Annotated in this window: 15 protein-coding genes and 2 pseudogenes; 7 read left to right on the forward strand and 10 right to left on the reverse strand. The window is 61.6% G+C overall.

Translation table 11 applies throughout. The annotated features are described in order from the left end of the window. From N2A41_RS20670 to hemA, 6 genes are all read right to left on the reverse strand, one after another. A complete protein-coding gene (locus N2A41_RS20670) occupies positions 1 to 1,923 on the reverse strand; it encodes a glycoside hydrolase family 127 protein (RefSeq protein WP_260109597.1) in 1,923 nt (640 codons plus the stop codon). A gap of 20 nt (positions 1,924 to 1,943) precedes the next feature. Beyond that, positions 1,944 to 2,807 (reverse strand): carbohydrate ABC transporter permease, encoded by an 864-nt coding sequence (locus N2A41_RS20675; protein WP_222387017.1) that lies wholly within the window; start codon positions 2,805 to 2,807, stop codon positions 1,944 to 1,946. Next, complete coding sequence (locus N2A41_RS20680; protein ID WP_162116828.1) at positions 2,804 to 3,721, reverse strand: carbohydrate ABC transporter permease; 918 nt, start codon at positions 3,719 to 3,721, stop codon at positions 2,804 to 2,806. The genes N2A41_RS20675 and N2A41_RS20680 overlap by 4 nt, the downstream gene beginning before the upstream one ends. A 74-nt stretch (positions 3,722 to 3,795) precedes the next feature. Further along, on the reverse strand, positions 3,796 to 5,034 hold the full coding sequence (locus tag N2A41_RS20685) for an ABC transporter substrate-binding protein (protein ID WP_162116829.1): 1,239 nt from the start codon (positions 5,032 to 5,034) through the stop codon (positions 3,796 to 3,798). 69 nt (positions 5,035 to 5,103) lie between these two features. Continuing rightward, a complete protein-coding gene (locus tag N2A41_RS20690; protein WP_162116924.1) occupies positions 5,104 to 6,066 on the reverse strand; it encodes a LacI family DNA-binding transcriptional regulator in 963 nt (320 codons plus the stop codon). Between the two features lie 358 nt (positions 6,067 to 6,424). After that, a complete protein-coding gene (hemA, locus tag N2A41_RS20695) occupies positions 6,425 to 7,639 on the reverse strand; it encodes a 5-aminolevulinate synthase (RefSeq protein WP_260111079.1) in 1,215 nt (404 codons plus the stop codon). Between the two features lie 325 nt (positions 7,640 to 7,964). Here hemA and N2A41_RS20700 point away from each other — a divergent pair, with 325 nt between their 5' ends. The 4 genes and pseudogenes from N2A41_RS20700 to N2A41_RS33465 all read left to right on the forward strand — a co-directional run. Beyond that, entirely contained in the window at positions 7,965 to 8,222 is a 258-nt protein-coding gene (locus N2A41_RS20700) for a YMGG-like glycine zipper-containing protein (RefSeq protein ID WP_017966299.1), read from the forward strand. 169 nt (positions 8,223 to 8,391) lie between these two features. Continuing rightward, positions 8,392 to 10,320, forward strand: a complete 1,929-nt coding sequence (locus N2A41_RS20705; protein ID WP_170260961.1) for an autotransporter assembly complex protein TamA — start codon at positions 8,392 to 8,394, stop codon at positions 10,318 to 10,320. 67 nt (positions 10,321 to 10,387) lie between these two features. Beyond that, positions 10,388 to 13,411: pseudogene (locus N2A41_RS33460) on the forward strand (translocation/assembly module TamB domain-containing protein); the annotation flags it as partial. A 441-nt stretch (positions 13,412 to 13,852) separates the two neighbouring features. Then, positions 13,853 to 17,452: pseudogene (locus N2A41_RS33465) on the forward strand (translocation/assembly module TamB domain-containing protein); the annotation flags it as partial. A 59-nt stretch (positions 17,453 to 17,511) separates the two neighbouring features. On the opposite strand, the gene N2A41_RS20715 reads toward N2A41_RS33465, so the two are convergent. Then, the gene (locus N2A41_RS20715) at positions 17,512 to 17,949 is read right to left on the reverse strand and encodes an Lrp/AsnC family transcriptional regulator (protein WP_222293001.1); all 438 of its coding nucleotides are present in this window, start codon (positions 17,947 to 17,949) and stop codon (positions 17,512 to 17,514) included. 124 nt (positions 17,950 to 18,073) lie between these two features. Between N2A41_RS20715 and rocF the strand changes: the two genes are divergently transcribed. From rocF to N2A41_RS20730, 3 genes are all read left to right on the forward strand, one after another. After that, positions 18,074 to 19,009 carry an arginase gene (rocF, locus tag N2A41_RS20720; protein ID WP_170257092.1) on the forward strand — a complete coding sequence of 312 codons (936 nt, stop codon included), beginning with the start codon at positions 18,074 to 18,076 and terminating at the stop codon, positions 19,007 to 19,009. Between the two features lie 142 nt (positions 19,010 to 19,151). After that, complete coding sequence (gene rocD, locus N2A41_RS20725; RefSeq protein WP_260109598.1) at positions 19,152 to 20,351, forward strand: ornithine--oxo-acid transaminase; 1,200 nt, start codon at positions 19,152 to 19,154, stop codon at positions 20,349 to 20,351. 297 nt (positions 20,352 to 20,648) lie between these two features. Beyond that, a complete protein-coding gene (locus N2A41_RS20730) occupies positions 20,649 to 21,125 on the forward strand; it encodes a chemotaxis protein CheW (RefSeq protein ID WP_003543427.1) in 477 nt (158 codons plus the stop codon). 193 nt (positions 21,126 to 21,318) lie between these two features. Here the strand turns inward: N2A41_RS20730 and N2A41_RS20735 are convergent, their stop codons facing one another. The 3 genes from N2A41_RS20735 to fdhF all read right to left on the reverse strand — a co-directional run bounded on the left by N2A41_RS20735 (position 21,319) and on the right by fdhF (position 25,522). Continuing rightward, positions 21,319 to 21,555, reverse strand: a complete 237-nt coding sequence (locus N2A41_RS20735) for a formate dehydrogenase subunit delta (protein ID WP_017966293.1) — start codon at positions 21,553 to 21,555, stop codon at positions 21,319 to 21,321. Continuing rightward, on the reverse strand, positions 21,545 to 22,369 hold the full coding sequence (fdhD, locus tag N2A41_RS20740) for a formate dehydrogenase accessory sulfurtransferase FdhD (protein WP_260111081.1): 825 nt from the start codon (positions 22,367 to 22,369) through the stop codon (positions 21,545 to 21,547). The genes N2A41_RS20735 and fdhD overlap by 11 nt, the downstream gene beginning before the upstream one ends. 273 nt (positions 22,370 to 22,642) lie before the next feature. Continuing rightward, the gene (gene fdhF, locus N2A41_RS20745) at positions 22,643 to 25,522 is read right to left on the reverse strand and encodes a formate dehydrogenase subunit alpha (protein ID WP_260109599.1); all 2,880 of its coding nucleotides are present in this window, start codon (positions 25,520 to 25,522) and stop codon (positions 22,643 to 22,645) included. Positions 25,523 to 25,605: the final 83 nt, after the last annotated feature.

Consider the following 25,605-nt stretch of genomic DNA (forward strand, 5'->3'; position numbering starts at 1 on the left):
CTATCTGTCCGACTGGACCCAGACGAGCATCTCTCCGGGTGCGCGGTTGTCCCAGAGATGATAGGGCACGAAACGCGCGGTGGCGACCTGCCTTTCGGCCGGCGCCTTGCGGTAGAGCGCTGTTCCCCAGTTCGATGTTTCCTCGCGCTCGACCTTGAGATCGAGGGCGACGGCATCGTTGAGATCCTTCAGCACGACGGTTTCGGCTGTGGAGAGCTCACGCGGCAGGACGATGGCATTGAGGTCTTCGCCATTGTCCGTGGTTTCCAGACAATAGACCAGCGGCCCGCGCATCAATGCGACCCGGCCGGCGTCCTGGCGCACCTTCGGATTGGCATATTGCGGCCGAAGCGCCAGCGGCAGGTAGAGGGCGACACGATCGCCCGCCGCCCAGTCACGATCGATCCTGGCATATCCGTCCCGCATATTGGCGTTGAGATCGAGCATCTCTCCGTTGACGCTGAGGGTTGCGCCTTCGGCCCAGTCCGGAATGCGCAGCGACAGCGCAAACCGCGCCGGCTTCTCCAGCCTGGTGGTAAAGGCGACCGCACCGTCCCACGGATAGTTGGTGGTCTGCTCGAGTTCGACCTCGGCACCGTTAGCAAGCTTCAGCCGGGCGGTGCTCTCGCCATAGAGGTGCACGGCGATCTCGTTATCCGAAACGGCGTACATGTAGGAGCCGATCGAGGTCACCAGCCGGGCGATGTTGGGCGGGCAGCAAGGGCAATGGTGCCATTTCCACCGATGGTGCTTGCCGGCACTTTCAAGCGGATTGTCATAGAAGAAGGTCTTGCCGTCCGTCGAAAGCCCCGGCAGCGCGCCGTTGTAAAGCGCCTGCTCCATGATGTCGGCATAGCGCCGATCCGGCCCGCGGCCGAGCATGCGGCTTGCCCAGAACACCAGGCCGACCGAGGCGCAGGTCTCCGCATAGGCGGTATCGTTCGGCAGATCGAAATAATCGGTAAAGCCTTCGTTGGACGCCGCCGGCCCGATGCCGCCGGTGATGTACATCTGCTTGGTCGTCAGATCGTCCCAGAGCGTTTCCAGCGCTGCCGTCAGACTGTCGTCCTGGTATTCGGTGGCAATGTCGGCCATGCCCGAATAGAGATACATGGCGCGCACGGCGTGGCCGACGACCTTTGTCTGCGCGCGCACCGGCTGGTGTGCCTGCGCATATTCATAGGTCTTCTGGTGGTATTCGGAGACATCGCGGCCGTCGCGACTTGCCTCGGCGGTGAAGAAATGCGGTTCGGTGCCGCGTTCGTCGATGAAGTATTTCGATAGCTCGAGATATTTCTTTTCTCCCGTCACGCGGGCGAGCTTGACCAGCGCGAGCTCGACTTCCTCATGGCCGCAGTAGCCGGGGATCTGGCCCTCGCCGTGCCCGAAAATCTTGATCATGTAATCGGCATAGCGGCTCATGATGTCGAGCAGCTTGCGTTTGCCGGTCGCCTGGTAATAGGCGACCGCGGCTTCGATCAGATGGCCGGCGCAATAGAGCTCATGATGGTCGCGCAGGTTGGTCCAGCGCCGGTTCGGTTGCACGCGCTGGAACCAGGCGTTCAGATAGCCGTCCTCATCCTGCAGCTTCTCATACATGTCGATGATCTCGTCGGCCCGCGCCTCGAGCTTCGGGTTCGGCCGGCGATAAAGCGAATAGGCGATCGTCTCGATCGACTTGCCGAGGTCGGAATCCCAGAACATCTGGGTCGTCCCGCCCCATGGCTGAATGGGAATGACGACCCCGGGGCTCGGCTGATCGACGTCGATCGCCTTGAGCATGCCGGCCTCGACACAGCGGTCGAGCAAGGTCTCGGCGGTGGAATTGCAGACGGCGTCCTGCCATTTGCCCCAGAAGCCGCCGAGTTCCACATCGGGAACGGCGACGGGACGAAACTGGCGGTCGTTGCTTGGTTTGGTCATGGGCTCCACTTTCTCTAAGATCATTTCACCGCGCCGGCCATCAGCCCGCGCATGTAATAGCGTTGCAGGAGCAGGAAGACGATCAGGCAAGGAATCGTCATGACGACGACACCGGCCTGGACCGCTCCCCAGTTGATGGCGCCGAGCCGTCCGGCGCGAACCGCCGTCATCAGCACTGGCAGGGTGTATTTCTCATTGCTGGAGAGCAGCACGAGTGCTGCGAGAAACTCGTTCCAGGCATTGAGGAAGGCAAAGATCGCGACCGTCGCGACGCCGGGAAGGACCAGCGGCAGAAGAACCCGGACCAGAAGCCTGAGGTCGCGCGCGCCGTCGATGCGTGCGGCCTCTTCGATCTCCTTCGGCACGGCGTCGAAGGCGTTGCGCATCATGAAGACCGAGAAGGGCAGTTGCAGCGTCACATAAACGAGCGTCAGCCCAATCAGCGAATTGTTGAGGCCGAGCTTTGCCAGGATGATGAAGAGCGGCGTCAGGATCGACTGGAACGGGATCATCAGCGTCGCGATGATCAGCACGAAGAGCGCATTCTTCATCGGAAATCGATACCGCGAGAAACCGTAGCCGGCGAGCAGGCTGACGGCGACGGTGAGCACCACGGTGGCGACCGAAACGAACAGAGAATTGATCATGTGCCGCCAGATGCCGGCGCCGAACGTATCGAGCAGAGCATAGGAATCGATGCTGACGCCGGAGGTCGGCCACGGCGGCAGGGGCGGCAGGCTAGCCTCCGTGCCATGCCGGAAGGACGACAATAGCGTGATCACGAAGGGGGCGAGGAAGAAGATCGATATGGCAATGCCGGTCAGATGATAGACCGATTTCGCACGGATGGCCTTGCGCGCGCGGCGTTCCCTTGAGGTGGTCATGGACGCTCCTCCCCGACGCGAAGCAGCCAGAGCTGCACGATGCTGATCGCCACCAGGATGGCGAGAAGCACGATCGACAGCGCTGCGCCGTAGCCGAGGTTGAACGACACGAAGGACTGATTGAAGATGTAATAGACCACCGAGATCATTTTGTTCTGCGGTCCGCCTGACGTCATGATGTAGAACTGGTCGAAGGCGAGGATCGAACCGGTGACGGAGACGATCAGCGCCAGGGCGATCGTCTTGCGCATCAGCGGCAGCGTCAGATGCCGGAAACGCTGCCAGCGCCCGGCGCCGTCGATGCGGGCGGCCTCCGTCAGCTCGGACGGAATGGCCTGAAGCCCAGTCAAAAGAATGATCATGGTGAAGCCGGCGATCTTCCAGACGACCATCACCACGATCGTCAGAAAGGCGGTGTCGAAAGTCGCCAGCAGATTGGGGCTCTTTTCCAGAAGACCGAGCGCCTTCAAGGCCGGCCCGATGAAGCCGCTATCGACATTGGCGAGCCAGACCCAGAGCAGGGAGGCGGTGGCAAGACCGACCACGACGGGCAGGAAGATGATCGTCCGATAGGCGCTGACGAACTGCCGTTCCTTTTCGACGAAGATGGCGAGCGGAAAGGCGATCGCGAAGATCGCGATGGTGACGATCACGGTGTAGTAGGCCGTGAAATTCAGCGCCGCCATGAAGCGGGTGTCGTTGGCCATGCGAAAATAATTGTTGAAGCCGATCCAGCGCGACGCCCCCATCAGCGGCCAGTTGTGAAGGCTCATCCATCCGGTGAAGAGAACCGGCATGATGAAGAAGACGATGACGAGCGCCATGGCCGGCGCGATATAGGCAAGACCTCGCCAGTTCGATCTGCGCCGTCGCCTGCGCTGAGGCAATAGAGTCTCTGAACCGGAACCGGTCATCAAAACGCTCCGCGTCTGTCGAGTGGGATTGGCCGGGAAGCTGCCACCGCTCCCCGGCCGCGGCCGGGGAGAGATTACTGGCCGCTATCGATGATCGATTGCATTTCCGACTGGGCGCTCGAAAACGCGCCGTCGACATCGTCGCCGAAGATCGCGGCATTGGTGAAGCTTGCCCATGGCCCGTTGGCGCTGTTGATCAGGTCGTTGAATTGCAGCGTATAGGGCGTCTTGGCGACGCTGATCGCCTTCAGGCCAACCTGCATGCGCGGATCGAGGCCCTCAAGCACCTTGTCGGCGATATCGCCGCGCGTCGGCAGGCTGCCGTATTTCGCCATGATCTTCTGGCCGTCCATCGAATACACATATTCGAGGAAGCCCTTCACCGCGTCGATCTTCTTCGTGCCCTTGGTGATGACGAAGTTGTCGCCGCCGGCAAAGGACGAAGGCTTGCCGTCAACGCCGGGGATGAGCGTCACGCCGAAGTTGATATCGGGATGCTCGGTCACCAGCGTGCCGATGGCAAAGGCGCCGAGGCTTTGCTGGCCGATCTTGCCGTTGGTAAAGGTCAGGAAGTTGGCGCCGGTGTCGCTGGCCGCACCCGCCGGCACCAAGTCCTTCTTGACCATGTTGCGGTAGATATCGACGGCCTTGCGCATCTGAGGGGTATCGAGCGTTGCCGTCTTGCTGTCGGCCGACAGGATATCGGCGCCGGCACCCCAGGTGAGCGGCGTGAAGGTGAAGATCATGCAGCCGCCGCAGCCGCCGCCGGAGAAATAAAAGCCGTAGGTATCGTCACCCAAGGCCCGGATCTTCTCGGCATTGGCGGTGATTTCATCCCAGTTGGCCGGCGCCTTTTCCGGGTCGAGACCCGCCTTCTTGTAGAGATCCTTGTTCCAGGCAAAGACCGATGTCTCGACCGACAGCGGCAGGCCGTAGATCCGGCCCTGATAGGTGCCGAGGCGCACATGCGAGGGCGACAGCGAGTTGAAATAGGGCAGCGATTTCGCCCAGTCCGTCAGGTCTTCCAGCTGGCCGGCCGCAGCAAAGGCGGGGTTGTAGATGAGATCCATCGACAGCGCGTCCGGCGCCTGTCCGCCGGCGATTGCCGTCGCATATTTCTGCACGAGCTCGGAAAACGGCACTTCGGTCATCACGACCTTGTTCTCGTGACCGGAATTATAGGCTTCGACGACCTTCTTGAAGGCGTCGCCGATCCCCGAGCGAACCCACATTTCGACATTTTCGGCGGCTGACGCGGCCGACACCAGACATAAGGTAGCGATGCTGGTCGCCGCCAATAGACGCTTGATCATGACACTCCTCCCGATATGGCGCATCTCCTCGCGCCTTTGCTCATTCACGTGTTCTCATCCCCGGGGGCTTTACCCCCCGCATGATTGCCGGACGATCAGCCGGCACGGCAATTTCCTCACTCCCGGTTCGACAGGCCGTCCTTCCGCAAGCGCAAGCACCGTCAATCCGGCTTGCCGCCCGAGCTCCTTCAGTTCCATGTCCACCGTCGTCAACGGCGGCCGCGTCTGGGCCGCGACAATCTCCCAATTGTCGAAGCCGACGACCGAGACGTCCTGCGGCACCTTGACGCCGCGCTCGCGCAACGCATCCACAGCACCTCGGGCGATCTGATCATTGCCGCAGAAGAGCGCATCCGGTTTTTCTCCGGGTCTCTTCCAAAGCTGCTCGACTGCCTCATGGCCCCAGCTTTCCGACCAGACGCCGTAGAGCACCGGTTCGCGGTGACCTGCCACCTCGTGATAGGCGCCGGCACGCTCCCGCACCGAGAAGAACTCTTCCGGCCCGGTGATATGGGCAATCCGCCGCCGCCCGATGTTCGCGAGCCACTCGACGGCGAGCCTCGCACCCTGCTCGTCGTCCGAACGAAAAGTAACACTGTTCTGCGTCCCCTCCGTGAAGGCGTAGACGACAGGCACATGCAAATTCGACAGGTCGACAGGCAGGCGCCTGTCCAGCCGCTTGCCGGTTGCGATGATCCCATCGACCTGCTTGTCCAGCATCGCGTCGACATGGATCTGGGCGAGCGCCGGATCGTCTTCGATCGCGCACAGGAAGACCGAAACACCGTGATCGACGAGTGCGTCCGAAATGCCTGCCATGACAGGCAGCGTGAAACGGCCGTAAGTATCATTCGTCAGCAGTCCGATGGTGAAGCTGCGCTTGCTGAGAAGACCTCTGGCCAGCGCATTCGGCCGGTATCCAATTTCCGCGGCAATCCGTTTCACCCGTTCGCGCGTTTCCGAGCCCATCCGGCCGGTATCGTTGAGAGCTTTCGACGCCGTGGAGATGCTCACCGCGGCAGCCGCCGCCACCTCGTGGATGGTGATCCTGCCTCTTTTTCCTCCCGATATGTTCAGAACGTCCTCCTTCTGAAGTGATCTGAGAAAAGCTTTTACCAAACCTTATGTCAAGTGAGAAAAGGTTTTCTCATGCGGCACAAAGGCCGGATCGGCAATGCAGTTTGCGGGAAGGGCAAGCACAGGGAGAGTTCGACGCGCATCGATCAGGCCGATTGCGATGTGTCATCGGTGTTGAGACCAAGCACAGAGCGGATGATCTTGGGCGGGTAAGGAGGTTTGCAGCAGCGCCTTGCGGGAGCAAGACCGATCGCTGTCAGAGCCTCCAGTGGAGGCCCTGAATTACGGTTCGAACCGAGCGATCATCGAAAAATCAGGCGACGTGCCTTGCGAGCGCGCAGCGCGACCAAAGCGAATGCAGCGCCTCGACCAGATGGGCGATATCGGCGTCGGAATGCAGCGGTGTCGGCGTGATGCGCAGCCGTTCGGTCTTCTTCGGCACGGTGGGATAGTTGATCGGCTGGACGTAAACGCCGCAATTGTCGAGCAGCAGGTCGGAGATCCACTTGCACTTGGCCGCATCGCCGACCAGCACCGGCACGATATGGCTCGGATTGGGCATATGCGGAATGCCGCGCTGGTCGAGCAGCGCCCGCAGCTTGCGGACACGGTCCTGATGGCGGGCGCGCTCGAACTGGCTGATCTTCAGGTGCTGGATCGAGGCGACGGCACCGGCGGCCAGCGCCGGCGGCAGCGCCGTGGTGAAGATGAAGCCCGACGCAAACGAGCGGATGAAATCGCAAAGCGCCGTCGACGCGGCGATATAGCCGCCCATCACCCCAAACGCCTTGCCGAGCGTGCCCTCGATCACGGTCAGCCGGTCCATCAGCCCGTCGCGCTCGGCAATGCCGCCGCCGCGCGGGCCGTACATGCCGACGCCATGCACTTCGTCGAGATAGGTCATCGCCCCGTATGTGTCGGCGAGGTCGCAGATTTCCTTGATCGGGGCGATATCGCCATCCATCGAATAGACGCTCTCGAAGGCGATCAGCTTCGGCGCCTTCGGATCGGCGGCCTTGAGCTTGGCTTCGAGATCGGCCACGTCATTGTGCTTCCAGATCACCTTGTCGCACTTGGCGTAGCGGATGCCCTCGATCATCGAGGCATGGTTCAATGCGTCGGAGAAGATGATCAGGCCGGGGATCTTGGCGCCGAGCGTGCCGAGCGCTGCCCAGTTGGAGACATAGCCCGACGTGAAGATCAGCGCGGCTTCCTTGCCGTGCAGATCGGCAAGCTCACGCTCGAGCATGACGTGATGGTGGTTGGTGCCAGAAATATTCCGGGTGCCTCCCGCACCCGCGCCACAGTGGTCGATGGCGTTCTTCATCGCCTCGATCACCTTCGGATGCTGGCCCATGCCGAGATAGTCGTTGGAGCACCAGACCGTGACCTCCTTTTGGCCATCCGCGGTGTGACGCGTCGCGCGCGGGAAATTGCCGCGGTGACGTTCGAGATCGGCAAAAACGCGGTAACGGCCTTCGCTATGAAGCCCGTCCAGCTCGTCTTTGAAAAACGCTTCGAAATCCATCATGTGCTCCAGTATCGCGCGGATGTTCTTGATGACTGGACGTCCGCGCGTCAATGCTTACCCTTTGCTTTAACATCAACTGCGGCAAAAGGCCCAGATTTTTGAATGATTCCAGATAAAAAATATGCGCGCCGCGATCAACGAAATTGATGCCGCAGAAGGCAGGGGGAGCTTGCGCACCGTGCAAAAGGCGACCCGGCCCGATCGCAAAAAAATCAGCACACCGGATGGACAACCCTTTCTTCCGACATAGTTTTCGGTCTAGCCTGAAAAAAAATAGAAGGGACGGCCTTTGCCCGCTGGGCAACAACCTCGGAGAGAAAAGATGAAGAAAGCTGTCATACTCGCATTGGTCGGCCTGTCGATTGCAAGCTGCACGCCGACGCAGCAGGGCGCCGGCATCGGCGCTGCATCAGGCGCCGTCATCGGCGGTGCAGTCACCGGCAATGTTCGTGGCGCGGCAGTCGGCGCCGCGATCGGCGGCGTGTCCGGCGCCCTCATCGGCAGCGTCGCCGAACAGCCCGGCCAGTGCTACTATCGCGACCGCTACGGTCGCCGCTACATCGATAGTTGCCCTCGCTGAGAGCACCCTGAAATCGCTAAATCCAGGAAATCCCGGACACACGTCCGGGATTTTTTGTGCTAAATTAGTGCGTTGGCAATTTAAAATGGTACACCCCGCGCGATTTTATCGCTAAGCTGTTCACGGCTGGGCAACGAAGCTTCATCATAGGCGTAACCAAAAGCGGCGGATGCGGATTAGAGGGACAGGTCCGAAAACAAGTACTGCGTATCGGCGAACAGGCACCATGATGGTGGTCGCAGCGGCAGCTGCGTTCTCACCGGTCCTGATCGGCGACGCTTACGCCTTCAAGCTTTTCGGCATCACCATTTTCGGCAAAGAAGAAGACGAAGGCGAACAGGTGCCCGATCCGGTGCGCTACCACGTCGACCTTAAAGCCGATACCGCCGATCCCGACCTGAAAGAAGCGCTGGAAAACAGTTCCCGTCTCGTCAGCGACCAGAAGCAGCCGGTGTCCGGCGATCTCGGCATCGTCGTCAAGGCGCGCGACGACCGAGAGCGCCTGATCGCCACTCTCTATGAAAAGGCCCGTTATGGCGGCCTGGTGACGATCACCATCGACGGCAAGAATATCGACGACCTGCCACCCAATCCGACATTCGACCGGTCCGGCCCGATCCGCGTCACCGTCGACATTGCTCCCGGCCCGGTTTTCAAGGTCAGGGAAGTTCAGTTCGGCGGCGATGCCGCAAACCATAATCCCGCCGATTACGATCTCGCCCCGGGCGCTGAGGCCGGCTCGCTCGCCATCATCAAGGCCGGCGACAAGATTGTCGAACAATTGAAGAGCGAAGGTCGGCCGTTTGCCAAGTTGACCGAACGCAAGGTCGTCGCCGATCACAACAGCGATACCGTCGATATCGTCCTTGCTGCCGAGGGCGGTCCCGTCGCCCCGATCGGCGATGTGGGCGTCACCGGCGAAAAGACCGTCAAGCCGACTTTCATCCAGCGTTATTCCCGGCTGAACAAGGGCGAAGCCTATTCCCCGGAAGCACTGAAGAAAGCCGGCGAGCGCCTTCGCGCCCTCGGCGTCTTTTCGAGCGTCACCATCCACCAAGGGGATGCATTGGCGCCTGACGGCACCTTGCCGATGACGATCGAGGTTTCCGAGGGCAAAAGGCGCTACTTCGGCGTCGGCGCGCAATATTCCACCACCGACGGCTTCGGTGTTCAGGGTTATTGGGGCCACCGCAACCTGTTCGGCGAAGCCGAAACGCTGAGGATCGAGGGATCGGTCTCCAGGCTTGGCGAAACGACGGATGTCGGCAGCCTCGACTATTCCGCCGGCATCCTCTTCACCAAGCCCGGCGCCTTCTTTCCTGCCGCCACCCTGAAGGCCGGCATCGTCGCCAAGACCGAAAATCCGGATGCCTATAACGCGACGCTCGTCACCGCCTCGCTCGGCCTTTCCTACGAGCTGACCGACCGGGACACCGTCTCGGCGAGCGGCGAGGTCAGCTGGGAGCGCGACGACGACGCCTTCGGCACGAACGACTATCTGACTTTTGCCTTGCCGATCAAATATGATCGCGATGCACGCGACGACAAGTTCAACCCGACAGAGGGCTATCGCGCGACATTCTCGGCAAAGCCTGGCTACGAAATCTTCAACGCCACGCCCTATGCGGCATTCGAGGGCTCGATTTCCGGCTATTTGCCGTTCGGCCAGGAAGACGGCCTGGTGCTTGCCGGCAAGGTTGCCGCCGGCGTCCTGATCGGCGGCGATAGCATTGGGGACATTCCCGCCACCCAGCGCTTCTTTGCCGGCGGCGGCGGTTCTGTGCGCGGATACAGCTATCAGGAAATCTCGCCTTATAACGACAATGGCGATGCCACCGGCGGCCGCTCTTATGTGACCGGTTCGCTGGAGGCCCGCATCAAGATCACCGATACGATCGGCATCGTGCCCTTCGTCGATGTCGGCACGGTATCGGACAGCACCTTTCCGGGTTTTTCCGATATCCGCGCCGGCGCCGGCGCCGGAATACGATATGCAACGCCTTTCGGCCCGCTGCGGCTTGATTTTGCCGTGCCGCTAAACAAGTACGAAGATGGCACAGATTACGGAATCTACGCCGGCATTGGCCAATCCTTCTAGGGTTGCCGATGCCGCTCGTGTTTTCCGATCTGTGAGCCGTCATGAAAACGGGGTAGTGTCCGCGCCGATGCAAACGCTGGCAAAAATCGTCAACTGGATCGTACGGCTCACCGGCTATGCCGTCGGTGCCACTTTGATTCTCGCCGTCGTAGCGCTGGCGATCTTCGGCTTCACCAGTTTTGGTGCTCGCATCGTCACCGAAAAGATAGCCTCCACGCTTTCCAACCGCGACATGACGATCGAGGTTCGCGAACCGCAAGGCCTTTTGACCGGCGGGCTGCGGGCCGCCGAGATTTCCATCTCCGACACCAGGGGCGTCTTTGCGGAAATTCATGGCGTCGCGATCGACTGGAATCCGCTTGCGCTGCTGACGGGAACTTTCCATGCCAAACGCTTCGAGATCGAAGCGATCAACGTGCTGCGCAAGCCGGTGCGCACCCTCCCCTCGCGGCCCGGAGCTGAAAATTCCGGCGGATTTAATCTTCCGATCAAGGTCGATATAGACCGTGTCGCGCTGCCCGATATCAAACTTGCCGCACCTGTTGCCGGCCGCGCCTTTGCGCTCGCCGCCGAGGGCAGCCTTTCGGCAAATGGCGATGGCGGCGAGGCCGTCGTCAATGTCAGCCGTCACGCGGTCCCGGATGCGCGGCTTGCCGCCGACATCGCCTTTGCGCCGGCCGAAAACCGGCTGCGGTTGAAGGCGCAACTGTCCGAGCCGAAGGGCGGGCTGCTGGCGGGCTTTCTCGGCTTGCCGGACAGCCCGGCCGTCAACATTGATCTCGACGGCCAGGGGCCGATATCCGATTGGAAAGGCAAAGTGCAGGCCGCCCTCGACGGGCAGCAGCGCGCCGCAATCGAGGCCCGGCATCAGATCACGGCAGACGGGCTGCACCATCTCGACCTCAAGGGTGGCGGTGACCTGAGCTCGCTGCTTCCATCGGCATTCCGGCCGCTTTTTGCCGGCCAGACCAATATCGATCTTGCCACGACCTTCGACAATCACGGCAAGATCGATATCCAGACCGGCAATATCGCCACCGGCAGCGTGGTGATCGCCGCCTCGGGCACCCTCGATCCGGCCGGCAATAACAGCCTGAACGCCAATCTGCTCGGCACGTCGGGGCCCGTCGATTTCCGCTGGCCGCTCGCCGAAGGCGAAGCGCGCTTCCTCATTTCTGGCCTCAACCTGGCACTGACAGGCGATGCGCAGGCGGCCCGGCTGAACGTCAGCGGCTCGCTCGACACCGCAACCCTCCCGCAGGCCAATATCGGCAATATCAAGCTGACCGCAAAGAGCGACGCCTTCAATCTCGCCGCCCGTTCCGGCAGCGTCCAGCTGCGCCTCGTTGCCGGCGACGTAACCTTCTCCGACCCGAACCTCAATCGCGCCGTCCAGGGCCCGGTCACGATCGCCTCGCCGCTGCAGATCTCGCCCAGTGGCATCGGCTTCAACGCCACCACCGTCGAAAGCGCCAATATCAACGGCGGCCTCAACGGCTCCTATCGGCTGGCAGACAAGGCGCTGACCGGCAACCTCAAGCTCACCATCGACCCGGCAGCCCTGCCGGCTGCGGTGACAAGCAGGTTCGACGGACCGATCTCGTTCGAAAGCCAGATGGTCGGCACCATCCCGTCAAAATTCGCGCTGTCCAACATCGTCCTGAAATCCGGCACGCTCGAAGCCGCCGGCAACGTCGCGCTCGACGGCGGGATGTTGAATGCCGATCTCTCCGGCCGGTTGCCTGACATCGGCAAGCTCATCCCCGGCGCCAGTGGTGGCGCGGGTTATGCATTGAGAGTTGGCGGTGAGCTCCCGGCAATCTCGGTGACGGCCAATCTGAAGGCCGCCAGCCTTGAAATGGCCGACCGCGTGCTCGGCAATCTGAATATCGACCTGTCAGGGCTCGCCGATCCCAAGGCGCCGCAGGGCAGGATCGCCGCCACCGGCACGATCGACGGCCAGCCGATCGGCATCAACGGTGACATCAGTTCGCGGGACGGCAAGACGAGTATTCCGGCTTTGACCGCTGATATCGGCGGCAACCGGCTGACCGGCAATGTGGAATTCTCGCCTTCCCTGGAGCCAACAGGCGCACTGACTTTCGATTTCCCCAATGTCGGCCTGCTTGCCGCACTCGGCGGACAGAAAGCCGACGGTGATCTCAAGGGGTCGCTTGGCGTGAGCAGCGATAGCGGCAGGATTGCGCTCAAGCTGCTTGCAACAGGCGGATCGATCCGCCGTGATACGCTTGCGATCACCAAGCCGGATATCGATGTCACGGTCAGCGATCTCAAAGCCCTTGCCGCAAAAGGTACGGTCAAGGCCGCGGAGGTGAGTGTCGGAACGAACAGGCTGGCCGGGTTTTCGCTCGATTTTACCAAGCAGCAAGACCATACCGACTTCCATCTCGATGCTGCCTATGACGGCAATCCCGTGCTGGCGGCCGGCAATATCGAGGCGGCGGCCGGTACGATGCAGCTGAACCTCGATCGCTTTTCGGCAAGCCCCCGCAATATCCCGATCGAGCTTGCCGCACCGACGCAGGTCACCATCGGCGGCGGTGCCGCCAGTCTGAACGGACTGACGCTGAAGACCGGCACCGGTTCGGTGACTGTCACCGGTTCCGCCGGTGAAACGCTGAAGCTCGATGCAGACATCCACGAGCTGCCGGCAGCGCTCGCCAACGGTTTCGTGCCCAACCTTTCAGCCGGCGGCACGATCTCCGGAACGATTGCCGTAACCGGAACGCCGGCAGCACCGGTCGCCGACTTCAAGCTCGACTGGAAGGATGCGACGACGGGCCAGATAAAGGGGGCGGGCCTGGCACCGCTCGGCATCACCGCCGGTGGCAAATTCGCCGACAACAAGCTCGATTTCGACACGACGATTGGCAGCAATGACGGACTGTCGCTGAAGGCAGCCGGCAATGTCGCGCTCGCCGACCCGAAGGCGCCGGTGCTTGATGTCAATGCCGATATCCTCAACCTGCCTGCCCGCATTGCCAATGGCTTCGTTCCCGATCTCGCCGCCGAAGGCACGATTACAGGAAAACTGGCCGCCTCCGGCTCGCTCGCTGCTCCCACCGCCAATTTCGATCTCGATTGGAAAAGTGCTGCGACCAGCCAGACGAAGCGTGCGGGCCTTGCCGACCTCGCCGTCAAGGCATCCGGAAAATTCGGCGACAACAAGCTCGATTTCAACACGGCGATTGGCGGTGCCAACAGTCTCTCGCTGAAGGCAAACGGCAATATCGCCATCACGGGTACGACGATCGGTAACGTCACGGTCGATGCCGCACTGGCGAATGTTCCGGCAAATATCGCAAACAGCTTCGTCCCCGATCTCGCCGCCGAAGGCGCGATCTCTGGAAAGATCTCCGCCAGCGGGTCGCTCTCCGCCCCGAGTGCCGATTTCGATCTCGATTGGAAAGACGCTGCGACGAGCCAGACGAAGCGTGCGGGCCTTGCAGCGCTCGGCGTGACCGCATCAGGAAAATTCACCGAAAACAAGCTCGATTTCGACACGGTGATCGTCGGCGCCAACAGCCTCTCCTTAAAGGCAACCGGCGATGTCGCCATCACGGGCACGACGATCGGCAATGTCACGGTCGACGCCGCACTGGCGAATGTTCCCGCAAATATCGCAAACAGCTTCGTCGCCGATCTCTCCGCCGAAGGCGCGATCTCAGGAAAGATCGCGGCCAGCGGGTCGCTCACCGCCCCGAATGCCGATTTCGATCTCAATTGGAAAGATGCTGCGACCAGCCACACGAAACGGGCTGGCCTTGTAGCGCTCGGCATGACCGCATCAGGAAAACTTGCGGATAATAAGCTCGATTTCAGCACGGTGATCGTCGGCGCCAACAGCCTCTCCTTAAAGGCAAACGGCAATGTCGCCATCACGGGCACGACAATCGGCAACGTGAAAGTCGATGCCGCGCTGGCCAATGTTCCCGCAAACATCGCAAACGACTTCGTCGCCGATCTCGCCGCCGAAGGCGCGATCTCGGGAACGGTCTCTGCCAGCGGCTCTCTTTCCGCCCCGACCGCCAATTTCGATCTGAATTGGAAGAATGCCGCGACGAGCCAGACGAAACGCGCCGGCCTTGCAGCGCTCGGCGTGACCGCATCGGGAAAACTTGCAGATAATAAGCTCGATTTCGACACGGTGATCGGCGGCGCCAACAGCCTCTCGCTGACGGCAAAGGGCAATGTCGCCATCACGGGCACGACAATCAGCGACGTCAAAGTCGACGCCGCGCTGGCCAATGTTCCCGCAAACATCGCAAACGACTTCGTCGCCGATCTCGCCGCCGAAGGCGCGATCTCAGGAAAGATCTCGGTCAGCGGGTCGCTCTCCGCCCCGAATGCCGATTTCGATCTCAATTGGAAAGATGCTGCGACGAGCCACACGAAACGGGCCGGCCTTGCAGCGCTCGGCGTGACCGCATCGGGAAAATTTGCGGAAAACAAGCTTGATTTCAACGCGGCAGTCAGCGGCGATAAAGACCTTTCACTAAAGGCCATCGGCAATGTCGCATTGGCTGGTACGGCGATCGACAGCATCAAGGTCGATGCCGAGATCGCCAAGCTTCCCGCCAGCCTCGCAAATGCCTTCGTTCCCGATCTCGCGGCCGGCGGCACGATTTCCGGCACCATGTCCGCCGCCGGAACATTCGCCGCACCGAAAGCCGACTTCAAGCTCGACTGGACCGACGCTGCGACCAGCCAGACCCGACTCGCGCACCTCTCCGGCCTGGCACTTGCCGCATCGGGACACTTTGCCGACAACCGGCTCGATTTCGATACCAATCTCGCCGGCCAGGGCGGCCTTTCGCTGAAGGCCGCCGGCAACGTTGCGATTTCAGGCACGTCGGTTCGCAACCTTGACGTCAAGGCCGATCTCGCCAACCTTCCGGCAGGCCTCGCCAACGGCTTCGTCCCGGGTCTTGCCGCAGAAGGCACCGTCTCGGGAACGGCATCGGCTTCTGGCACACTTCCAAAGCCGGCGGTCGATTTCAAGCTCGACTGGAAGAACGCCGCGACCGCCCAGACCAAGAGCAGCGGCCTTTTGGGCTTGAACGCTGCGGCATCCGGCAAGTTCGCCAATGACCGGGTCGATTTCGACGCTAATCTCGCCGGCAAGGACGGCGTGTTGGCCAAGGCAAAGGGCGGCGTCACGATCGCGGGAACCGCCATCCGGGACCTTTCGATCAATGCCGATATCCCGGCGCTGCCGGCAAATATCGCAAATGCCTTCGTTCCCGGCCTCGGTGCCGAAGGCACGCTTTCGGCAAGCGCCATAACGTCGGGAACGCCGGCCAATCCGATCGTCGACTTCAAGCTCGACTGGAAAGATGCCGCGACCAGCCACACCAAGGCTGCCGGCCTGTCCCGCCTCGCGCTGGCGGCAACGGGAAAATATGCCGGTGACAGGCTGGATTTCGACGCGAACCTGACTGGCGGCGGCGGCATGGCGCTGAAAGCAGCCGGCGATCTTTCGATCGCAGGCACGTCGATCCGCTCGGTCGACGTCACGGCGAACGCCACCAATGTTCCGGCCGACATCGCCAACGGCTTCGTTCCCGGCCTTGCCGCCGAGGGCGCGGTCTCGGCGACCGTAAAGGCCACCGGCGCGCTATCGGCGCCGTCGGTCGATTTCAAGGTCGACTGGAAGAACGCAGGGACGAGCCAGACAAAAGGCGCCGGCCTTTCGCCGTTCACCATCGGTGCGTCAGGCAAACTTGCCGGAAACAAGCTGACGGTCGACACCAGCCTTGCCGGTGACGCCGGCATGTCGCTGAAGGGCGGCGGCAGTGTCGTGATCACAGGCAATCGCGCCATCGACATGCACTTCACAGGCAATCTTCCCTTTGCCGTGCTCGGCGCCCCGCTCGCGCAGCAGGGCCTCGTCGCGGACGGCGTCGCCACTGTCAATCTCCAGATTGGCGGAACGGCCGCAGCACCCGTCATCAATGGCACGGTCTCGACCAACGGCGCCAAGCTCGTCGACGTCCGGCGCAATCTGGCGGTCAACAATCTCGCGGCAACCGTAACCTTCAATGGCAGCCAGGCCGTAATATCGCGTCTCAGCGGCAACCTTGGCGGCGGCGGCACGATTTCTGCAAGCGGCACGATCGGCATCCAGCCGGCTGGCGGCTTTCCCGCCGACATTTCGATCAAGCTCGACAAGGCGGTCTACGTCGATGGAACGCTTGTCGTCTCGACCGTCAACGGCACGGTCGGCCTGCGCGGGCCGATCGCCAGTGCGACGCTGAGCGGCAAACTGCTGCTGGATAAGACCTCAATCACGGTCCCGGAAAAACTGCCGACCTCGCTGAGAGAAATCGACATCCGGCACAAGAATGCGCCGCGCGCCGTGCTTGCGCAGATGCGCGATAACGGCGAGCGCAAACCTGGGGAGAAATCCTCCGTGATCACGCTGGATCTCGAAATCGACGCGCCTTCGCATATCTTCGTTCGCGGCCGCGGCATCGACGCCGAACTCGGCGGCCAGGTGACGATCCGCGGAACGGCGGCTGCACCCATCGTGACCGGCGGTTTCACCATGCGCCGCGGCCGCCTGACCATTCTCAACCGCCGCCTGGACTTCTCTGACAAGAGCAGGATCACTTTTGCCGGCGACTTGACGCCGGCGCTCGATATGGAAGCGACATCGTCCTCCGGCACGACGACGCTGACCGTCGACGTCGCGGGCCTTGCCACCGATCCCGCAATCACTTTCTCCTCCTCGCCCGAGCTGCCGCAGGACGAGGTGCTGGCACAGCTGATCTTCGGCCAGTCGATGTCGAAGCTCTCGCCGGTGCAGATCGCTCAGCTCGCCGATGCCGTCAGTCAGCTGGCCGGCAACCGCTCCACCTCGCTTTTCGAAGGCCTACGCAATCAACTCGGCGTCGACGATTTCGACGTCAGCACCGATTCCAAGGGCCAGACGAGCGTCAGCGTCGGCCGCTATCTCAACGATCGCACCTATTTCGAATTGCAGCAGGGCGGTTCGGCCGGCGCCAAGGCGGTGATCAACCTCGATGTCGGCCGCGGCGTCAAGCTGCGCGGAGGGGCCGGTGGCAACGGTGAGGGCGAAGCCGGGATTGTCTACGAACGAGAATACTGATGCATCCTCCCGAAGCTATGCAGCAGTTTGCGGACAGCATGCACAAGCTTTAAGCCGGCTTAGAAACCGGTTTTGCTTGTCTTGAGAAGGATGTTGGTCTCGGTCGAATTGATGCCGTTGATCAGCCGGATGCGGCGCAGCGTCTCGTCGAAGGCGGCAAGATCGCGATCCTCGAGCTCGGCGACGAAATCCCATTTGCCGTTGGTGCTGTGAAGCGCGCGCACCTGCGGCAGGCCCCTCAACTGATCGGCCACCCTGTCGGCGAGCTTGCCCAGCACCTCGATCATGACGATGGCGCGCACGCCGGCGGACCGCGTCTCATGGCCGGTGCGAATGGTGAAGCCGACAATGGTGCCGCTGGCGACCAGCCGGTCGATACGGGCGGCAACTGTCGCCCGCGATGCACCTGTCGTCGCGGCAAGCGACGAGACGGAAATCCGGGCGTTATGGCGAAGTGCACTGAGAAGTTCGGTGTCGAGATCGTCCACGCTGCCCACTTTGTCAAAATAGATTTATCAATCTGCGCAATCATAGTCCATTTCTGACGTTTTTCCATCTTTTTGCTACCAGCACTTTACCCCAATATCGGTCGAAACAGGCCACAACCACGGAGCCCTCGAAATGGATGCCCAATCGCGATCTGTCACCCTCATCGGCGCGCCGCTGGAAGAAGGCTCCGGCCGCAGAGGGGCTGCCATGGGCCCTTCCGCCCTGCGCATTGCCGGCGTCGACCAGACGTTGATCGAGCTTGGCCATGACGTCGCCGATATCGGTGATCTCAGGATCGTGCCGGCGATGGACCTGCCGAATCACCCGAAGGCTCACAATTTGAGGATTGTCGGCGCCTTCACCCGCGCGCTCGAAAGCAGCGTCCACGACGTGGCCGCCTCCGGCCGTTTTCCGCTAATTCTCGGCGGCGACCACAGCCTTTCTATGGGCACCGTCTCCGGCATGGCCCGCTATGCCGCCAGCAAAGGCCGCCCGCTCTTCGTGCTCTGGCTTGATGCCCATGCCGATTTCAATTCTCCGGCAACGTCGCCCTCCGGCAATATTCACGGCATGCCCGTCGCCTTCTTCTGCGGCGAGGCGGAGTTCGCCGAGATCCTGCCGAAGGACCGTCCGTTCGTCGATCCAAAGAACGTCTTCCAGGTCGGCATCCGTTCGGTTGATGCGCGCGAACGCGAGGAAATCCACGAACACGGCGTCAATGTCTTCGACATGCGCGCAATCGACGAGCAGGGCATCGGCGCCATCATGCGCGAGATCCTCGATGTCGTCACCAAGGCGAACGGCCTGCTGCATGTCAGCCTCGACCTCGATTTCCTCGATCCCGAGATTGCCCCCGGCGTCGGCACAACGGTGCCGGGCGGCGCGACCTTTCGCGAGGCGCATCTGGTGATGGAAATGCTTTCGGACAGCGGCCTCGTCTCGTCGCTCGATCTCGTCGAGCTCAATCCGTTTCTCGACGATCGCGGCAAGAGCGCCCGCATCCTGGTCGAGCTGACGGCAAGCCTGTTTGGCCGCCGCATCTTCGATCGTCCGACACGCGCCGCATAGGGCAGGCGCCGCATAAAACAGGATGATTTTAGGCCGGGACGGCCTAAAATCTGAATCCTGTTCTAAATTAAATAGTTAGAGCATGATGCTGCCCGAAAACCGCTTACACTTTTCGGCATCATGCTCTGGAGGGAGAACGACCATGAATACTTCGGAAAAACTGATCGCCACGGAACAACGGCTCGGCGCCCATAACTACAAGCCGCTCGACGTGGTGCTGACGCGCGGCGAAGGTGTTTATGTCTGGGATACCGACGGCAACCGTTATCTCGATTGCCTCTCGGCCTATTCCGCCGTCAACCAAGGCCATTGCCATCCGAAGATCCTCGCCGCCATGGTCGAGCAGGCGGGCAGGCTGACGCTCACCTCTCGCGCCTTCCGCAACGATCAGCTCGCCTATCTCTACGAAGAGCTTGCGGCTCTCACCGGCTCACACAAGATCCTGCCGATGAATTCCGGCGCCGAGGCAGTGGAGACCGCCATCAAGGCGGTGCGCAAATGGGGATACGAGGTCAAGGGCGTGCCGGAAGGCAAGGCGGAGATCATCGTCTGCGCCGATAATTTCCATGGCCGGACGCTGAGCATCATCAGTTTCTCCACAGATCCCGAGGCCCGCACGGGCTTCGGCCCCTATACGCCAGGTTTCCGCACCATTCCCTTCGGCGACGCCGAGGCTTTCGAGGCAGCGATCAACGAAAATACGGTGGCCGCCCTGATCGAGCCGATCCAAGGCGAAGCCGGCGTCATCATCCCGCCGGCGGGTTATTTCACCCGCATCCGCGAGCTCTGCACGGCAAATAACGTCACCCTCATCCTCGACGAGATCCAGACCGGCCTCGGCCGTACCGGCAAGCTGCTGGCCGAGGAGCACGAAGGCATCGAGGCCGACGTGACGCTGATCGGCAAGGCGCTGTCCGGCGGCTTCTATCCCGTGTCGGCCGTGCTTTCGAATTCCGAAGTCTTGGGCGTACTGAAACCCGGCCAGCACGGCTCGACCTTCGGCGGCAATCCGCTCGCCTGCGCGGTGGCGCGTACCGCACTCAAGGTGCTGACGGAAGAGGGCATGATCGAGAACGCCGCTGTCATGGGCGACTACTTTATCGAAGGCCTCAGGTCGATCCGCTCGAACATCGTCAGGGACGTGCGCGGCCGCGGCCTGATGATGGCCATCGAGCTGGAACCCGAAGCCGGCGGCGCACGGCAATATTGCCATGCGCTGAAAGAGCGCGGCCTTCTCGCCAAGGACACCCACGATCATACGATTCGTCTCGCTCCGCCGCTGGTCATCACCAACGAGCAGGTGGATTGGGCCGTCTCGCAGATTGAAAAGACGATAGGCTGAGTAAATCGGCGCAATTCTTCTTCGCCATCCCGAAGAAGCCTGGAAGATCCTGAATGCCAAAAATCGGCTGGAACAGATCGACAGCAAAACCGCCTGGTTTTCATCCGAGATAAAAACCTTTCGCAATCTCGTCGCCCGATTTAGATTTGGGCAACACTCTTTCGCTAATGTCGTCGATAACCGTAACGATGCTTCGCCGAGCGCAAAGCCATCGCGTGGTATGAAGGCAAAGCTTGTCCGCGCCAATGGTGGCGCATCCGCTTCTGCCCTAGCTTACGACAGTTGGGAAGAATTCTAATGGCCACGATCAATTCGACTAACTTCAGCGGCGATACGCTCGAAATTATTGCCTTCCGTCTGCATGATCAGGAATTCTGCGTCAAGACCACGACCATTCGCGAAATCCGCGGCTGGGCGCCGTCGACGCCGATCCCGCATGCACCGGCCGATGTCATCGGCGTCATGAACCTGCGCGGTTCGGTGATCCCGATCATCGATCTTGCTTTCAAGCTCGGCATGAAGAGCACGGTCGCCAATGAGCGCAGCGCCATCGTCGTCGCCGAAGTTCACAGCATGGTCATCGGCATGCTGGTCGACCGCGTCTCGGACATTCTCACCATCTCGTCCAGCCAGGTCCAGCCGGTGCCTGAAGTGACCGCCTCCTTCGACCGCGCTTATTGCGAAGGCATCATCGCCTCGGAAAATGGCATGATCTGCTTCCTGAACCTCGCCAAGATGTTCAAGGAAAACGAGACGGATGAACTGGCGGCCTGATTCGGACCATGCGATCGAGTATTAGAAAACCGCCCGCTTGAGGCGGTTTTTTATTGCGGCACCACAAGCAGCCTTCAGCAGCGACTATCATTTTCCGGGCTCTGATAGCCGAAGGTTAGCGATGCCTTCTCCGGAATTGCATGAAAACAAAGAGATCGAGCATTTCCGTGATTCGGAGAAAAACGGAAATGCTCTAGTGTATCACCGGCTCCGGTTTTCTAATCAGAGGAACGGCCTGAAGCACGAGCGCATCCAGGCCGTTCTCCTCATTCTCCAGAATTTCGAACAATTGCCGCCGCATGCGCGGGTCCCAGAATTTGTTGATATGGGTGGCGACCCCCTGCGCGGCCTCGCTTTGCGGCTGGCTCTTGAAGAAGGTGGCGATCTGGTTTGCCATATAGACGAGCTTGGTCTTGGTATCATGCGACATCGGCAATGCTTCCAGGCGAGATGCGGTGCGGGTGGGTGAAGATCTCGAAATCCTCGCCGCGCACCAGCGCAACGAGCGTCATGCCGGCTTCTTCGGCCGTGCGGATGGCGAGAGCCGTCGGCGCCGATATGGCGATGAGCACCGGGCTGCCGAGGATCGCCGCCTTCTGCACCATCTCGACGGAAAGCCGGCTGGTGACGACGACGGCGCCGTCCGCGCCTCTTTCACTGGCGCGGATGATGGCGCCGCAGAGCTTGTCCAGCGCATTGTGCCGGCCGACATCTTCGCGCACGGCAATCAGCCCGCTGCTGGGAAGATAGAACCCGGCGCCATGTACCGCCCGTGTCTCGCGATGCAGCGGCTGTGCCTCGTTCAGAAGCGAAACGGCGCGGACGATATCCGCATGCGACAGCGCCAGCGGCGATGTCGAAACGTCAGCCACCGGCCGCACCGCCTGTTCGATCGATTCGATGCCGCAGAGCCCGCAGCCGACCGGCCCTGCCATGCTGCGGCGCCGTGCCCGCAGCCGATCGGCGACATCGTCGACCAGGCTCACCTGCACATCGATCCCCTGCTCACCATCGACGACCTCGATGCCCGATATCTCCGCCGGCCCGGCAATGATCCCTTCGGTCAGGCTGAATCCGACGGCAAAATCCTCGAGATCCGCAGGCGTTGCCATCATCACCGCATGCGAACTGCCGCCGTAGGAAAAGGCGATCGGCACCTCTTCCGGCACGATTCGCGAACCGGTCTGCAGGATGCCGTTGCGGCGGGTGATTTCGGGGGCATGGGCAGTGACGGTGAATTTTATCATGCAGCGACAGGATGAAAGACACCCTCCTCCACAACTCGGCCTCTTGGGAAGACAACGTCAATCGCTTGCTCCCCCTTCTCCCCAGCGGGGAGAAGTGCCGAGCAAAGCGAGGCGATGAGGGGGCGAGCGACGACAGGAGCGAGCGCACCGAGCGCAAGCGAGGGGCAACACCATTTGCCGCGCCGCCCCCCTCATCCGCCCTTCGGGCACCTTCTCCCCGCTGGGGAGAAGGGGGAGGCTCACCGACAACGCCGCCCCGCCCCCGCATCGTCACTCCGCTGCCTCGAGTTTGCCGGCGATGCGACGTGACTGACGCGCCTGCTCATCATATTCCAGCTGCCATTCACTCGGCCCGTTGGAGGGTGAGACCTGCACCGCCGTCACCTTGTATTCCGGGCAGTTCGTCGCCCAGTCGGAGAAATCGGTGGTGATGACGTTCGCCTGCGTATTGGGATGATGGAAGGTCGTATAGACGACACCCGGCGCGACGCGATCGGTAATCAGCGCCCTGAGCGTCGTATCGCCGGAGCGGCTGCCGAGCTTCACCCAGTCGCCGTCGCGAACGCCGCGCTGCTCGGCATCGTACGGATGGATTTCCAGCCGGTCTTCCGCATGCCAGACGACATTCTCGGTCCGCCGTGTCTGCGCCCCGACATTGTACTGGCTGAGGATGCGGCCGGTTGTCAGCAGCAGCGGGAAGCGCGGGCCGGTGCGCTCGTCGGTCGCCACATATTCGGTGCGGATGAACTTGCCCTTGCCGCGCACGAAGCCATTGACATGCATGATCGGCGAGCCGAGCGGGTTCTTCTCGTTGCAGGGCCACTGCACCGAGCCCATTTTGTCGAGATAGTCGTAGGAGACCATCGCAAAACTCGGCGTCGTCGCGGCGATCTCGTCCATGATCTCCGACGGATGGGTGTAATTCCAGTCGAGCCCCATCGCCTGGGCAAGCTTCTGCGTCACGTCCCAGTCGCCATAGCCGTTGCGCGGCGACATCACCTTGCGCACCCGGTTGATGCGGCGCTCGGCATTGGTGAAGGTGCCGTCCTTCTCGAGGAAGGTCGAGCCCGGCAGGAAGACATGGGCGTAATTGGCGGTCTCGTTGAGGAACAGGTCCTGCACGACGACGCATTCCATCGCCGCCAGCCCGGCCGCGACATGTTTGGTATCGGGATCAGACTGCAGGATATCTTCGCCTTGGATGTAGATGCCTTTGAAGGAGCCGTCGACTGCCGCATCCAGCATGTTCGGAATACGCAGGCCCGGCTCGTTGTTGAGCTTCACGCCCCAGAGCTTTTCGAAGATATCGCGCGTCGCATCGTCGGAAATGTGCCGGTAGCCCGGCAGTTCGTGCGGGAAGGAACCCATGTCGCAGGAACCCTGCACATTGTTCTGGCCGCGCAGCGGGTTCACGCCGACGCCGGGACGGCCGATATTGCCGGTCGCCATCGCCAGGTTGGCGATCGCGATGACCGTGGTCGAGCCCTGGCTGTGTTCGGTGACGCCGAGGCCGTAGTAGAGTGCGCCATTGCCGCCCTTGGCATAGAGTCTTGCCGCACCGCGCAGATCCGCCGCCGGCACGCCGGTGAAGATTTCCGTCTCTTCGGGACTGCGCTGCGGTTCAGCGACGAAGGCAGCCCAGTCCTCGAATTCCGACCAGTCGCAGCGCTCGCGGATGAACCTCTCGTCATAGAGCCCTTCGGTGACGATCACGTGCGCCAGCGCCGTCATGACCGCGACATTGGTGCCCGGCTTCAGCGGCAGGTGGTAGGAAGCCTCGATATGCGGCGACCGGACGATGTCGGTGCGGCGCGGGTCGATGACGATGAGCTTGGCCCCTTGGCGCAGCCGCTTTTTCAGCCGCGAGGCGAATACCGGATGGCCATCCGTCGGATTGGCGCCGATGATGACGACGACATCCGAATGTTCGATGCTGTCGAAATTCTGTGTGCCGGCCGAAGTTCCGAATGTCTGGCCGAGACCGTAGCCGGTCGGCGAATGGCAGACGCGGGCGCATGTGTCGACGTTGTTGTTGCCGAAGCCGGCGCGGACCAGCTTCTGCACCAGATAGGTTTCCTCATTGGTGCAGCGTGAGGAGGTGATGCCGCCGATCGCGTCGCGGCCATATTGATACTGGATGCGGCGGAACTCCGACGCCACATGCGCGAAGGCCTCGTCCCAGCTCACCTCCCGCCAGGGATCGCTGACCTTTTCACGGATCATCGGGTTGAGGATGCGATCCTTGTGGGTGGAATAGCCGTAGGCAAAGCGACCCTTGACGCAGGAATGCCCGCGATTGGCCTGGCCCTCCTTCCACGGCACCATGCGCACCAGTTCCTCGCCGCGCATCTCCGCCTTGAAGGAGCAGCCGACGCCGCAATAGGCGCAGGTGGTGATGGCCGAATGCTCCGGCTGACCGATCTCGATTACCGATTTCTCCGTCAGCGTCGCCGTCGGACAGGCCTGGACGCAGGCGCCGCAGGAAACGCATTCGGAATCCATGAAATTCTCATGCATGCCAGGTGACACGCGGGAGCCGAAACCACGCCCTTCGATCGTCAGCGCGAAAGTGCCCTGCACTTCCTCGCAGGCACGCACGCAAAGCGAACAGACGATGCATTTGGAGGGATCATAGGTGAAATAGGGATTGGATTCGTCCTTCGGCATCCATTTCAGATTGATATCGCCGTTGTTGCGCGCGTTGACGTGATTGTCGCCCTCGTAGCCGTAGCGTACGTCGCGCAGGCCGACGGCGCCCGCCATGTCCTGCAATTGGCAATCGCCATTGGCAGCGCAGGTGAGACAGTCGAGCGGATGGTCGGAGATATAGAGTTCCATCACGCCGCGGCGGATATCCTTCAACCGCCCCGTCTGCGTGTGCACCACCATGTTTTCCGCCACCGGCGTCGTGCACGACGCAGGCGTTCCGGCCCGGCCCTCGATTTCGACGAGACAGAGGCGGCAGGAGCCGAAAGCGTCGACCATGTCGGTGGCGCAGAGCTTCGGCACCTCGATACCGGCCTCCATCGAGGCGCGCATGATGGAGGTGCCCTCCGGCACGCTGATCTGCTGTCCGTCGATGGTGAGCGTCACCATAGTTTCGGATTTCGAAGCGGGAGTGCCGTAGTCGATTTCATGGATGAGAGACATGGATTGCTCCTCCGATAGATTTCCTTGTCGGCCGCCTCGGGGCGTGCCCCTCATCCGCCTGCCGGCACCTTCTCCCCGCAAAC

This window comes from Rhizobium sp. SRDI969 (genome assembly GCF_025152725.1).
Taxonomy (GTDB): Bacteria; Pseudomonadota; Alphaproteobacteria; order Rhizobiales; family Rhizobiaceae; genus Rhizobium; species Rhizobium leguminosarum_I.